Raw genomic sequence first — 13433 nt, forward strand, 5'->3', positions numbered from 1 at the left:
TCACCCGAGCACCACGTCGACGACCGACCCGTCCTGCAGCAGGCACTCGGGTGCCACGTCGCCCTCGACGGCGGTCCCGTCGACCGTGAGCCGGGCGACGCCGCTGCAGACGTGGTCGGGGTTCGTGACCCGGACGGTCACGTCGCGGCCGCGGAACCGGCGTCGCACCTCGAAGCCGTCCCACGCGGACGGGATCGACGGGTCGACGCGCAGGCCCGCGGCGGTCGGGCGGACGCCGAGCAGGTGCTGCGTCACGGCCACGTACGTCCAGCTCGCGGTCCCGGTGAGCCACGGGTTGCGGGACTGCCCGAAGCGCGGCGACGCGGGGCCGTGCGTGAACTGGCTGTACACGTAGGGCTCGACCTGGTGCGTCTCGGCGTCGTCCTCGTACCGGGCCGGCAGGTACGCGCGGTAGTACTCGTACGCCCGGTCGCCGCGGCCGAGCATCGCCTCGGCGACGACGGCCCAGGAGTTTGCGTGGCAGAAGATGCCGCCGTTCTCCTTGTGCCCGGGCGGGAAGACGAGCAGCGACAGGCCGATGCCCTCGATGGGCTTGGTGTGCGGCGGGTCGCACAGCGCGATGCCGTGCTCCGACGCGAGGTGCTCGTGCACCGAGTCCATCGCCTGGCGCGCGCGGCCCAGGTTCGCGACCCCGGAGATGACGGCCCAGACGTTGGGCTCGAGGTAGATGCGGCCCTCGTCGGCGGTCGCGGTGCCGAGCGGCGCCCCGACGGCGGAGATCCCGCGGATGTACCAGCCGCCGTCCCACGCCTTCTCGGCGTCCTCGAGCAGGAGCTCGAGCTGCTCGGCGCACCACGTGACGACCTCGGTGCGCTCGAGGAGCGACGCGAGCTCACCTACCTGGCGCAGGCCGTTGGCCAGCAGGAACGTCGAGAACATCGACTCGCCCTCGGTGCCGAACTGGATGCAGTCGTTCCAGTCGGCGTCGAGGCCCTGGACCAGGCCGTGCGCGCCGCGGTGCTCGAGCGAGAACCGCAGCGCCTGCGCCAGGTGGCCGAGCACGGTGTCCTCGCCGGCGTCCGCGTAGGGCAGCACGGTGTCGAGGTAGGACGCGTCGCCGGTCTCGTCGACGAGCGCCGCGACCGAGAGCGGGAGCCACAGGGCGTCGTCGCTGCGGTAGTCCTCGAGCGCCGGCGTCGGCTCCTTGCCGGGCGTGTGCGTGAGCGGCTTGATGAGCGGCAGCGCGCCGCCCTCGGCCGTCTGCCCGGTGAGCAGCAGGTCGAGGCGCTCGCGGGCGGCCTCGGGGATCGAGTGGACGACCGAGAGGATGTCCTGCGCGGTGTCGCGGTAGCCGAGGCCGTCGCGCCCGCCGGTCTCGATGAGCGACACCCCGCGCGACCAGCTGAACGTCATGTGCGTCTGGTAGGCGTGCCACACGTTGACCATCGAGTTCAGCTGCGGGTCCGGGGTCGTGACCTGGAGCGGCGCGAGGTGCCCGGCCCACTCGGCGCGGATGGCGGCGAGCTCGGTCGCGATCCGCTCGGGCGTCGCGAACTCCGCGACCGACTCGCGCCCGGGCCGCACGGTCACCGTGCCGTCGCCCCACTCGGCGTCGGGCGAGCCGACCCCGAGCGTGTAGACGACCTGCCGGGTCTCGCCCGGCACGAGCTCGACGCGCACGTGCAGCGACGCGCACGCGTTGTCGCCGACCGTCTCGCTGCCCGAGCACGTGCCCCGCTCGACCGCCACCGGGTCGCGCGGCGTGCGGTACGGGCCCAGGAACAGGTCGCGGTCGGTGTCGAACGACACGACGTCGGCGCCCGTGACCGTGAACCAGCACTCGCTGAACACGTCGCGCGTCGAGTTCAGGCGGTGGATGAAGCCGTCGGAGTACGACGCGCGCACGACGTACTGGCTGTACTGGAGGTTCAGCAGGTCCTGCTGGTGGCTCCACTCGTTCGCCAGCTCGGCGTACGAGAACAGCGAGACCGTGCGCGGCGTCGTCCCCGTGTTCGTGACCTCGACGGACCAGTGCTCGAACGCCTGGCCCTGCGGCACGAACGTCGTCATCTCGGTGCGGATCCCGCGGTGGTCGGACTCGAACACCGAGTAGCCGAGCCCGTGCCGCACGCGCGCGACGTACGGGTCCGGCCCCTCGAGCGGCGTGCCGACCGGCTGCCACGACGCGGACCAGAAGGCCCCGTCGGCGTCGTCCCGCAGGTACACGAAGCGGCCCGGCTCGTCCTGCGGCACGCCGTTGAAGCGCATCCGCAGGAGCCGGCCCGTCCCTCCCGACCGGAAGAACGAGAAGCCGCCCGCGTTCTGCGTGACGATGCCCCCGTAGAGCCGCGATCCCAGGTAGTTGCTCCAGGACCGCGGCGTGTCGGGGCGCGTGAGGACGTACTCGCACGCGTCGTCGTCGAAGTAGCCGTACCGCATCGTCGCAGTGTCCTCCTACGGCACCGTCCGGTGACCCCGGGGGGTCAGACGGTGACCTCGACCCGGACGGTGGACCCGGCCGGGGCGTAGGGGACCGTGTTGCCGTCGACGGGCGTGCCGTCCACGACCAGCGTGCCGCGAGCGCCGGGGGTGCCGGAGTTCGTCACGTGGATCTCGTACGTCGCGCCGCGCGCCGTCCGGGTCACGGTGAACTCCGGGACCTCGGGGCCGATCTGCGGGTCGACGACGAGCCCGTCGTACCCGGGGCGGACCCCGAGCAGGTACTGGCTCACGGCGACGAAGTTCCACGCGGCGGTCCCGGTGAGCCAGGAGTTCTTGGCCTCGCCGTGCCGCACGGCCTCCTTGCCCGCGATCATCTGCGCGTACACGTACGGCTCGAGCTTGTGGACGTCCGAGATCTCCTCGCGGTACGCCGGCGTGATCCGCTTGTAGTAGTCGAACGCCTGCGCGCCGCGACCCACGACCGTCTCGCCGATGATGACCCACGGGTTGTTGTGGCAGAAGATCCCGCCGTTCTCCTTGTACCCGGGCGGGTACGTGGAGACCTCGCCGAGCTCGATCTGGTAGCTCGTGTACGCGGGGTGCTGGAGGACCATGCCGTGGTCGGTCGCGAGGTGCTCGTTGACCGCGTTGAGCGCCTTGATGGCGGGGCTGCCCTTGGCCTCGGGCGTGGTCGGGTCCGTGCCCTCGACGCCGATGCCCGCCATGACGGCGAAGCCCTGCGGCTCGATCCAGATCTTGCCCTCGGGCTTCTCGTCGGTGCCGATCTTGTTCCCGTAGAAGTCGTAGGCCCGCAGGAACCAGTCGCCGTCCCAGCCGTGGGACAGGACCGCGGCCCGCATCTCCTCGACCGCGGCACGCGCCTCGGCGGCGACGTCGGTCAGGCCCCGACGCTCCGCGAGCTCGGCGTACTCGGCGCCGTAGAGGACGAACTGGGCGGCGATGAACACGGACTCCGCGACGCCGCCGGCCTGGTTCTCGGTCGTCTGGAACGACTCGCCGGGCTCGGTCGAGAAGCAGTTCAGGTTGAGGCAGTCGTTCCAGTCGGCGCGCCCGATGAGCGGCAGGCCGTGCGGGCCGCGGTTGTCGACCGTGAACCGGAACGAGCGCGTCAGGTGCTCGAACAGCGGCTCGGCGAGCGACTCGTCGTTGTCGAACGGGACCTGCTCGTCGAGGATCGAGAAGTCGCCCGACTCCTTGATGTACGCGGCCACGCCGGCGATGAGCCACAGCGGGTCGTCGTTGAAGCCCGAGCCGATGTCGTTGTTCCCGCGCTTCGTGAGCGGCTGGTACTGGTGGTACGCCGACCCGTCGGAGAACTGCGTCGCGGCGATGTCGAGGATGCGCTCGCGGGCGCGCTCGGGGATGAGGTGCACGAACCCGAGGAGGTCCTGGTTGGAGTCGCGGAAGCCCATCCCGCGGCCGATCCCGGTCTCGAAGTACGACGCCGAGCGCGACATGTTGAACGTGACCATGCACTGGTACTGGTTCCACACGTTGACCATGCGGTCGAGCTTCTCGTCGGTGCTGGACACCGAGTAGCCGGACAGCAGCGTCGTCCAGTGCGCGCGGAGCGCCTCGAACGCGGCGTCCGTCTGCTCCTCGGTCGCGAAGCGCGCGAGCAGCTCGTGGGCGCCCGTCTTGTTGACGACCTGCAGGTCGTCGTCCGCCCACTTCTCGTCCTGCGGGTTCTCGAGGTACCCGAGCACGAACGTGTACGACGTCGACGCGCCCGGCTCCAGCGTGACCTCGAGCGAGTGCGACCCGATCGGGTACCAGCCCGAGGCCACCGAGTTCTCCGACTTCCCGGCGAACGGCACGGCCGCCTCGCCGAGCCCGTTGTAGGCGCCGACGAACGTGTCGCGGTCCGTGTCGAAGCCCGTGGCGCGGGCGTTGACGCCGTAGACGGCGTAGTGGTCGCGGCGCTCGCGGTACTCGGTCTTGTGGTAGATCGCGGTGCCCGTCGGGCCGTCGGCCTCGACCTCGACCTCGCCGATCGACAGGTTGCGCTGGTAGTTCGTCTGGTCGTCCTGGGCGTTCCACAGGCAGAACTCGACGAACGAGAAGAGCGTGACGGTCTTGGCGGCGTCCGAGGTGTTGGTCAACGTGACCTTCTGGACCTCGGCGTTCTCGCCCATCGGCACGAAGAACAGCGTCTGCACCGACAGGCCGTTGCGCTCGCCCGTGATGGTGGAGTAGCCCAGGCCGTGACGGGCCTCGAAGTGGTCGAGCTCGGCCTTGACCGGCATCCACGACGGGGTCCAGACGTCGCCGCCGTCGTTGACGTAGAAGTAGCGGCCGCCGGCGTCCGTGGGGATGTTGTTGTAGCGGTAGCGCGTCAGGCGCCGCATCTTGGCGTCGCGGTAGAACGAGTACCCGCCCGACTGGTGCGACAGGAGCGAGAAGAACTGCTCCGACCCGAGGTAGTTGATCCACGGGTAAGGCGTGTGGGGGGTCGTGATGACGTACTCACGGGACTCGTCGTCGAAGTGGCCGTAACGCATGCGTGCGCCTCTCGGGTGCTGGGTGTGTCGCGCCGTCCCCGGGTGCTCGCCGCGGCTTCGCGGTGGTCGGTCGGGACCGGTGGGACGTCGGTGCGAGAGCGCTCCCATGCGACCTCACGGGAGGAAGCATAGCCGCCGCCCCTGCGCGGGGGAACGGCCGGGTGAGCGCGTTCCCGGGTGACGTGCGCGGCGTGCTGGACGGGCGTCCGGCGTTCACCGGCACGGGCGGCCGCCGGACGGTGGTCGGTCCCGGCGCGCACGCCCGGGCGACCGTTACCGTTGCCCCGTGCTGCTCTCCGATCGTGACATCCGCGCCGAGCTCGACTCCGGGCGGGTCGTGCTCGACCCGTACGAGCCCGCGATGATCCAGCCGTCGAGCATCGACGTGCGGCTCGACCGGTTCTTCCGGCTCTTCGACAACCACAAGTACCCGGTCATCGACCCCTCGGCCGACCAGCCGGACCTCACGCGCCTCGTCGAGGTCGAGGGCTCCGAGCCGTTCGTGCTGCACCCCGGGGAGTTCGTGCTCGGCTCGACGTACGAGGCCGTCACGCTGCCCGACGACGTCGCGGCCCGCCTCGAGGGCAAGTCCTCGCTCGGCCGGCTCGGTCTGCTCACGCACTCGACCGCCGGGTTCATCGACCCGGGCTTCTCCGGCCACGTGACGCTCGAGCTCTCGAACGTCGCGACCCTGCCGATCCTGCTGTGGCCCGGCATGAAGATCGGCCAGCTGTGCTTCTTCCGGCTGTCCTCCGCGTCGGAGTTCCCGTACGGCTCCGAGCGCTACGGCTCGCGCTACCAGGGCCAGCGGGGCCCGACGGCGTCGCGGTCCTGGCAGAGCTTCCACCGCACGGACGTCTGACGTGGCTGGTGTGGACCCGACGCTCCCGCGCCTGCCGCTCGACGACCCCGGGCTGCGGACCCGGCACCTGCTCGCGCTGCCCGCGGGCATCGGGCCCGACGAGGTCGAGGTCCTCGCGGTCTCGCGGTTCCCCTCCGCGCGGTGGGAGAGCCGGCCCGGCGTCCCGCAGCAGCGTGCGGCCGGGGCGCGTGGCGCCCGGGGAGCTGGTGCGACGCCCGGCGTGCTGCGCGTCTCGCGGCTCTCGACGCTGACCGGCCCGTACGGCGTCGAGCCCGGCGACGCGCTGAGCCTGGGGCTGCCCGCGACGACGGCCGTGGTCTATGACGCCGCCTGCCCGCGCGAGCGGGGTGAGCGCCCGTACCCCGGCGGCGACCGCGACGGCCTCAAGCGCGCGTTCCCCGACGCGGTGCCGGTCCGCGAGGAGGAGCGCGTGCTGCTCTGGCTCGTGGCCGTCGCCCGGCGCCTCGGCGGGTCGGTGCGGACCGGGGAGCGCGGCACCGTGCTCACGCCCGACATCGACGCCGCGATCGACCTGACCGTCTACACGCGCGGGTGGCTCGAGCCCGAGGAGACGCTCGCCGTCGTCCAGCAGGTCCTGCCGCGGGCCCGGCTCGCGATGGAGGGCGTGCCGTGGGAGGGCCCCGCGCCCGACGCCGGACGCCACGCCCGCCCCGGGCTCGCGGCGCTCGGCGTCCCCGAGCGAGGTGGTGCCGGGCTGCGCGACGCGCTCGAGCGCCACGGCATCGAGGACGAGGACCTGCGCCGGCGCCTGCACGCCGAGGCCGAGGCGTACGACCGAGCGATGCTCGCCGAGCCCCCGCCGCAGACCGGGTACGGCGCGCTCGTCGACCTCGGCGTCGACGGGCTGCTCGCGATCGAGGTGCACGGCGAGGAGGTCCTGCCGCCCCTGCTGCGCGAGCTGCCGTGGGCCAGGGCCGGCGCCGTCGCGTACCGCGTGCGGTGGGAGCCGACCGACATCGAGGAGCTCGAGCTCGAGCGGCCGTCGTTCCAGCACCGGGTCGCGCGCGGGCGGGCGATGCCGCAGGTCCAGGCCGTCGCGCGGGCGCTGCACGCGGCCGTGGGCGGGGAGATCGCCGACGCGGCGGAGTTCCTGGTCAACCCCGCGGACCTCTGACGCGCCGATAAACGGTTGTCGCCCGGGCGCCGGGCGGGCGACGTTGGACGGGTGACCCCCGACACCGGCGCCGGCGTGCGCACCCGGACCAGCGCCGAGCAGGACGACGACGGGCCGACGGTCCCCCTGCCGGACCGCCGGCTCGTCGACGTGGACGTCGTGCGGCGGCTCGTCGCCCGGCAGCTCCCGCAGTGGGCCGACCTGCCCGTGCGGCCCGTCGAGACCGGCGGCTGGGACAACCAGACCTTCCGCCTCGGCGACCGCATGACCGTCCGGCTGCCGACCGCCGCCGAGTACGCGCGCGCCGTCGAGAAGGAGCACCGGTGGCTCCCGGTGCTCGCGCCGCAGCTCCCGCTGCCGGTCCCCGTACCGCTGGCCCTGGGCCGGCCCGGCGAGGGGTTCCGCTTCCCGTGGTCGGTGTACGGGTGGATCGAGGGTGAGCGCGCCGGCCGCGACACGGTGCAGGACCTGACCACGTTCGCCGAGGACCTGGCCGGCTTCCTCGTCGCCCTGCGCGGGGTCGACGCCGCGGACGGGCCGGCGCCGGGGCTGCACAGCTGGTTCCGCGGCGGCCCGCTGCTGACGTACGACGAGCAGACCCGGGACATGATCGAGGTGCTCGGCGACCTCGTCCCGGGCGACCTCGCGACGCAGGTGTGGGAGACGGCGCTGCGCGCGACGTGGGACGGCCCGCCGGTGTGGTTCCACGGGGACGTCGCGGTCGGCAACCTGCTCGTGCGCGACGGGGTGCTGTCGGCCGTCATCGACTTCGGCACGTGCGGCGTCGGGGACCCCGCGTGCGACCTGGCGATCGCGTGGACGCTGTTCTCCGGCGAGAGCCGCGACGTGTACCGGGAGCGGCTCGGCGTGGACCCCGGCACGTGGGCCCGGGGGCGCGGGTGGGCGCTGTGGAAGGCGCTGCTCGTCTACGCCGGCGAGCTCGGGACCGACGCCGCCGCGGCGGCGGTGACCCGTGCGGTGATCGACGAGATCCTCGACGAGGTCACCGCGTCCGGCTGAGCGCGGACCGTGGGACCGTGCGCGGGGCTGTGCGGCGGCGCCCCGCGCGAGCATGCTGGTACGCATGGGAGTACGGCAGATGCACCACGTCGGGGTCGTCGTGCGGGACCTCGACGCGGCGACCGCGTTCTTCGTCGGGCTCGGGCTCGAGGCCGGCGGGAAGGGCGTCGTCGAGGGCGGGTGGGTCGACCGGGTCGTCGGCCTCGAGGGCGTGCGCTCCGAGATGGTCATGCTCAGCACGCCCGATGGCCACAACCGGCTCGAGCTCTCGCGGTACCTCGCACCCGAGGACCCGGAGCCCCCGCAGGCGGCCCCGTCGCACCGGCACGGGCTCCGGCACGTCGCGTTCCTGGTCGACGACCTCGACGCGGCGCTCGGCCACGTCCGTGACCACGGCTTCACGCTGGTCGGCGACGTGCAGCGCTACGAGGACGTCTACCGGCTCTGCTACGTGCGCGGGCCCGAGGGGATCATCGTCGAGCTCGCGGAGGAGCTCGGCGGCTGACGTGTCGGACGGGCGTGCCACGGTAGGACGCACGTCGACGAGCGGAGCGCGCCGTGCAGTGTGCCGTCAGCATCCCCAACTTCGGTGTCGGGCTGTCCGCCTTCGGCGTCGGCGACCTCGCGGCGAGCGCCGAGGTGGCCGGGTGGGACGGGTTCTTCCTCTGGGACCACCTGTTCGCGTTCCCGCCGGGACCGGTCGACGTCGTGGACCCGTGGATCGCCCTGGCGGTCGCGGCGACCCGGACGAGCCGCATCCGGCTCGGGACGGCGGTGACCCCGCTGCCGCGGCGCCGGCCCGTGAAGGTCGCGCGCGAGGTCACGACCCTGGACCACCTGGCGTCGGGACGGATCACGCTCGGCGTGGGGATCGGCGCGATGCCGTTCGAGTGGGACCACTGCGGCGAGGAGCCCGACGCGGTCGTGCGCGGCGACATGCTCGACGAGCACCTCGAGCTGCTGACCCGGCTGTGGTCGGGCGAGGTCGTGCGGCACGAGGGTGTGCACTACCGCGTGTCCGGCGACGACTGGGGTGGGCTGGCGCACCCGCCGCCGGTGCAGCGACCTCGCGTGCCGGTGTGGGTCGGCGGCACCTGGCCGGGCGGGCGGCCGTTCCGGCGTGCGGCCCGCTGGGACGGGGTCCTGCCCATGCGGGTCGACGGGCGGTGGACGGTGGCCGACACCGCGGACGTGACCGCGTTCGTCGGGCGCCACCGGGCCGGCGACGCACCGTTCGACGTGGCGGTGCCCGGCGAGACCGATCCCGCCGACCCGGCCGCCGGGGACGAGGTCCGGGCGCACGCCGCCGCGGGGGCGACGTGGTGGGTCGAGGCGGTGCACCCGTGGCGGTTCGGGTACGAGGACGGCGGCGCCTGGCCCACGCAGGCGATCGAGGCGCGGATCGCGGCCGGTCCGCCGGTGCGCCGGTGAGGTCGCCCGGCGAGCTGCCCGTCCGGCCTCTCGTCGTCGGGCACCGCGCGAGGTAGCGTGCGGAGGACAGGTCCCGCGCACCGACCGGTCCCCCCTCGGCCGGGCGCGCACCGCCGGCCCCGTGCAGCCCCGAGCCGCACGGGGCCGGTGCTTGCCCGGGGGAGGGCGCGGCGCCGGGCCCCGGACGGCCGGCACCCGCCCCGACGGTCCTCGGCACCCTCGCCGCGGCGGCCTGCGCGGTATCCCGGGCTGCACCTCCGGGCAGCGTCGGGGAAGCGGTCACGATCTGACCGCTGCCCTCCCTAGCGTCGACGCATGACCACCGACGAGAGCATCCGCCCGTTCCGCATCGACGTGCCGCAGGCCGACCTCGATGACCTGCACGAGCGCCTCGCGCGCACCCGCTGGCCCCACGAGCTGCCCGACGTCGGGTGGACGTACGGCGTCCCGACGGACTATGTCCGCGAGCTCGCCGAGCACTGGCGCACCGCCTACGACTGGCGCGAGCACGAGGCCCGGCTCAACGCCCACCCGCAGCACGTGACGGACGTCGACGGGCAGACCGTGCACTTCCTGCACGTGCGGTCGCCCGAGCCCGACGCGCTGCCGCTCGTCCTGGTGCACGGCTGGCCCGGGTCGGTCGTGGAGTTCCTCGACGTGATCGGTCCGCTGAGCGACCCGCGCGCGCACGGCGGCGACCCGGCCGACGCGTTCCACCTCGTGATCCCGTCGCTGCCCGGCTTCGCGTTCTCGGGGCCGACGCCGGCGGCGGGGAAGGGCTCGACGGACCGGTACGCCGAGGTCGTCGCCGAGCTCATGCGCCGGCTCGGCTACGACCGGTACGGCACGCAGGGCGGCGACGTCGGCTCGGTCGTCGGCCCGCAGGTCGGGCGCATCGCGACCGAGCACGTCGTCGGCGTGCACGTGAACGCGCTCATGACGCTGCCCGGCTGGGACGTCGACAGCAGCGGCTGGTCCGAGGGCGACCAGGCGCGGCTCGCGGCGCTCGGCGGCTGGGAGGCGCACGGCGGCTACGCGGCGATCCAGAGCACGCGCCCGCAGACCCTCGCCCCGGCGCTCACCGACTCGCCCGCGGGCCTGCTCGCGTGGCTCGTCGACGTCTTCGCGACGTACACGAACCCCGGCATCGAGCTGCCCGACAAGGCCGTCGACCGCGACGCCCTGCTGACGGACGTGAGCGTGTACTGGTTCACCGGGACGATCGGGTCGTCGGCCCGGCTGTACCGGGAGTCGGGGAGCTGGGGCGCCGAGCTGGTGAGCTCCGGGGTGCCGACCGCGGTCGCGCTGTTCCCGGGCGACCTGACGCTGCGGCCGATCGCCGAGCAGCAGAACCACGTCGTGCGGTGGACCGAGCTCGACCGCGGCGGGCACTTCGCGGCGATGGAGGCGCCGGACCTGCTGGTCGACGACGTGCGGGCGTTCTTCCGCAGCCTGCGCTGAGCTCGCGCCCGCGGACCCTGGCGCGCACCGCCCGGCCGGGTGGGCGCCGGGGCCCGCGGGACCGGAACCCGGTCGCCTCGCTCCGACGCCCGGGCGTCACGCGTTCGAGCGGACCACGCACCACTCGTTGCCCTCGGGGTCCAGCAGCACCTGGAACGAGCCCGCGACGTCGTGGTGCACGTCGCCCTGCCGCACCGCACCGAGCGCCTCGGCCTGCGCGGTCCCGACCTCGATGTCCTCGACCAGCACGTCGAGGTGCAGGCGGTTCTTGACCGTCTTGCCCTCGGGGACGCGCTGGAACGCGAGGTCGGGCGAGCCGGGGGAGCGCAGCGTGTGCCAGTCGTCGTCGCGCACGCGGTGCTCACCGCCCAGCACGTCCGCCCAGAACCGCCCGAGCAGGCCCGGGTCCGCACAGTCGATGACGACCTCGTCGACGCGTCCGATCATCCGGCGAGCGTAGCCAGCGCCGCGGGTGCGCCGTCAGCTGTCGGCGGGAGCGTCCCAGTCGGTGAGCGCCACCACGGCCCCGAGCACCGCGGCCGAGCCCAGCCACAGCGCGCGGGCCCGCGGCTCCTTCGCGATGCCCGTGAGCAGCGGCAGCGCGAGGTACAGCGGGTCCGCGGCGAGGTCGATCGCGCGGTGCGTCCGGAACGACAGGAGCCGGCGGACCGCGATCGGGCTGTCGGTGAGGGCGTTGACGGCGACGGTGACGGCGCCGAACGCGCCGAAGAAGACCCGGGCCCGAGTGCTGAGCCCGAGCAGGTGCGGCGCGGCGAGGAGGGTCGCGCCGAGCGTGTGGTCGAGCGCGACGTGGGCGGTGCGGCGGATCGGCTTCGTCATCTTCCCGAGGCTAGGACGGGGTCGGGTCGTGCTCCACCGGAGCGCCGCGCTCCGGCGGCCCGGACGGATGGCCGGACTGCTCCGCGCCAGGGCCGAAAGTCCTGGTCATGGCGGCCGATAGGGGTCTCGAGGCCTTCCCGTACGAGGACGGTCCGCTACGGAAGGCGCTCGTCGAATGTCTGCACGCATGTCTGCTCCCCGGGCGCGGCGCCTCGTCGCCGCCGGAGTCATCGCCACCGTCCTGACCGCGGGGAGCGTCGGCGCCGCCGCCGCGACGCCCGTCGAGGGTCCCGTCGAGACCGGCGTCGAGGCGCCCGCCGGCCCCGAGGCGCCCGTCGAGGAGCTGCCGTCGGTGGACGCGCCGGCCGAGGGCGACGCCCCCGTCGAGGGCGGGTCCCCGGCCGAGGGGACCCCCGAGGTGCAGGCTCCGGTCGAGAGCGAGACCCCCGCCGAGGGCGAGACGCCGGTCGAGGGCGAGGCTCCGGTCGAGGGCGAGGCCCCGGTCGAGGGTGAGGCCCCGGTCGAGGGCCCGATCGACGGCGAGACCCCCGTCGAGGGGGAGAACCCCGAGGGCGTCGAGGTCGTGCCCCCGACCGTCAAGGACGAGACCCTCACCTTCACCGCCGGCGAGACGTTCCGTGTCGACCTGTCCGAGCTCGTGACCCTGGGCACCGGCGCGCTCGAGTCCATCGACGTGTGGGGCAACGCGGGCGACGTCCAGGTCGGCTTCGACCCCGAGACGCACATCCTGACGCTGTCGGCCTGGGAGGGCGGCACGGGCACCCTCGAGTACGTCGCGCACGCCCGCACCGAGGGCGCGAACGGTCAGGTGGAGCGGTCCAACACGGGCACCCTGACGATCGTCGCGGTCGACGCCCCCAAGCCCGCCATCTCGTGGGCCGCGACGCCGGCGGCGTCGACCACGTCGACCACCGCGCGGTTCACCGTGAACGTCGACGCCGGCGACTACGCGCTCGGCTACGTCGTCGACCTGCACCCCGAGGCCCAGTCGGCGTCGCCCGTCATGGTCGAGGGCAACACGTTCGAGCTCACCGGGCTCTCGGTGGGTCGCCACACGATCCGCGTCGTCGTCGAGCGCGGCGCCGGCTGGAGCGCGCTGGACTACGCCTGGGACGTCGTCGCGCCCGGTGCCCCGGCGGCGCCCGTCGCCGCCCCGGTGCTCACCGTCGACGCCATCCCCGCCTCCGTGGTCCGCGCCGGTCTGCGTCGCGGTGCGGTCGGCGAGTCGGTCGCCATCATCCAGCGCGTCGTCGGCGTCGAGGCGGACGGTCGCTTCGGCGCCGCGACCCGCGCCGCGGTCATCGCGTTCCAGCGGGCCCACGGCCTCGTGGCGGACGGCATCGTCGGCCCGCTCACGTGGGCCGCGATCGTCGAGGCCGCCAACGGCGGGACGGCGGCCGCCCCGGTGACCGCGACCTCGATCCCGGCGGCGCAGATCGCCCGCGGCATCTCGCGCGGTGCGGTCGGCTCGTCCGTCTCGGTGATCCAGCGGATCGTCGGCGCGAACCCGGACGGGCGCTTCGGCCCCCGCACGCAGGCCGCGGTCCGCGCCTGGCAGCGGTCGCACGGCCTGGTCGCCGACGGCATCGTCGGCCGTCTGACCTGGGCGGCGATGGTCGCGCGCTGACCTCACCCGCACCACGCAGCCGTCCTCGCCGTCGCCGGCGGGGGCGGCTGCGTGCGTCCGGGCCGGGCGCGAAAATCCCGCGCTCGCCGGGTGCCGGCGCCGCTACCGTCG

The 13433-nt window shown here is 73.9% G+C and carries 11 protein-coding genes; 7 read left to right on the forward strand and 4 right to left on the reverse strand.

What is annotated here, in order from left to right:
* Both NXY84_RS02120 and NXY84_RS02125 read right to left on the reverse strand, forming a co-directional pair.
* Window positions 1-2400 carry a GH36-type glycosyl hydrolase domain-containing protein gene (locus NXY84_RS02120; RefSeq protein ID WP_258725530.1) on the reverse strand — a complete coding sequence of 800 codons (2400 nt, stop codon included), beginning with the start codon at window positions 2398-2400 and terminating at the stop codon, window positions 1-3.
* Window positions 2401-2444: 44 nt separating this feature from the next.
* Window positions 2445-4925 carry a GH36-type glycosyl hydrolase domain-containing protein gene (locus NXY84_RS02125; RefSeq protein WP_258725531.1) on the reverse strand — a complete coding sequence of 827 codons (2481 nt, stop codon included), beginning with the start codon at window positions 4923-4925 and terminating at the stop codon, window positions 2445-2447.
* A 286-nt stretch (window positions 4926-5211) separates the two neighbouring features.
* On the opposite strand from NXY84_RS02125, the gene dcd reads away from it, so the two are divergent.
* The 6 genes from dcd (at window position 5212) to NXY84_RS02155 (ending at window position 10834) form a co-directional block, all read left to right on the forward strand.
* Window positions 5212-5787 (forward strand): dCTP deaminase, encoded by a 576-nt coding sequence (dcd, locus tag NXY84_RS02130; RefSeq protein WP_258725532.1) that lies wholly within the window; start codon window positions 5212-5214, stop codon window positions 5785-5787.
* A gap of 1 nt (window position 5788) precedes the next feature.
* Window positions 5789-6922 (forward strand): hypothetical protein, encoded by a 1134-nt coding sequence (locus tag NXY84_RS02135; protein WP_309485045.1) that lies wholly within the window; start codon window positions 5789-5791, stop codon window positions 6920-6922.
* Between the two features lie 51 nt (window positions 6923-6973).
* Window positions 6974-7942 (forward strand): aminoglycoside phosphotransferase family protein, encoded by a 969-nt coding sequence (locus NXY84_RS02140; protein WP_258725533.1) that lies wholly within the window; start codon window positions 6974-6976, stop codon window positions 7940-7942.
* A 64-nt stretch (window positions 7943-8006) separates the two neighbouring features.
* On the forward strand, window positions 8007-8447 hold the full coding sequence (locus tag NXY84_RS02145; RefSeq protein WP_258725534.1) for a VOC family protein: 441 nt from the start codon (window positions 8007-8009) through the stop codon (window positions 8445-8447).
* 53 nt (window positions 8448-8500) lie between these two features.
* A complete protein-coding gene (locus tag NXY84_RS02150; RefSeq protein WP_258725535.1) occupies window positions 8501-9373 on the forward strand; it encodes an LLM class flavin-dependent oxidoreductase in 873 nt (290 codons plus the stop codon).
* Between the two features lie 315 nt (window positions 9374-9688).
* Window positions 9689-10834 carry an epoxide hydrolase family protein gene (locus tag NXY84_RS02155; protein ID WP_258725536.1) on the forward strand — a complete coding sequence of 382 codons (1146 nt, stop codon included), beginning with the start codon at window positions 9689-9691 and terminating at the stop codon, window positions 10832-10834.
* A gap of 96 nt (window positions 10835-10930) precedes the next feature.
* On the opposite strand, the gene NXY84_RS02160 is transcribed toward NXY84_RS02155, so the two are convergent.
* Together NXY84_RS02160 and NXY84_RS02165 are read right to left on the reverse strand one after the other, a co-directional pair.
* Window positions 10931-11281: a VOC family protein gene (locus tag NXY84_RS02160; protein WP_258725537.1), complete on the reverse strand. Its 351-nt coding sequence runs from the start codon at window positions 11279-11281 to the stop codon at window positions 10931-10933.
* A 33-nt stretch (window positions 11282-11314) separates the two neighbouring features.
* Entirely contained in the window at window positions 11315-11674 is a 360-nt protein-coding gene (locus tag NXY84_RS02165) for a hypothetical protein (RefSeq protein ID WP_258725538.1), read from the reverse strand.
* Window positions 11675-11861: 187 nt separating this feature from the next.
* On the opposite strand from NXY84_RS02165, the gene NXY84_RS02170 reads away from it, so the two are divergent.
* Window positions 11862-13322, forward strand: a complete 1461-nt coding sequence (locus tag NXY84_RS02170; RefSeq protein ID WP_258725539.1) for a peptidoglycan-binding domain-containing protein — start codon at window positions 11862-11864, stop codon at window positions 13320-13322.
* The last annotated feature ends 111 nt before the right edge of the window (window positions 13323-13433 follow it).

The sequence above is a fragment of the Cellulomonas sp. NS3 genome, from assembly GCF_024757985.1.
Lineage (GTDB): Bacteria > Actinomycetota > Actinomycetes > Actinomycetales > Cellulomonadaceae > Cellulomonas_A.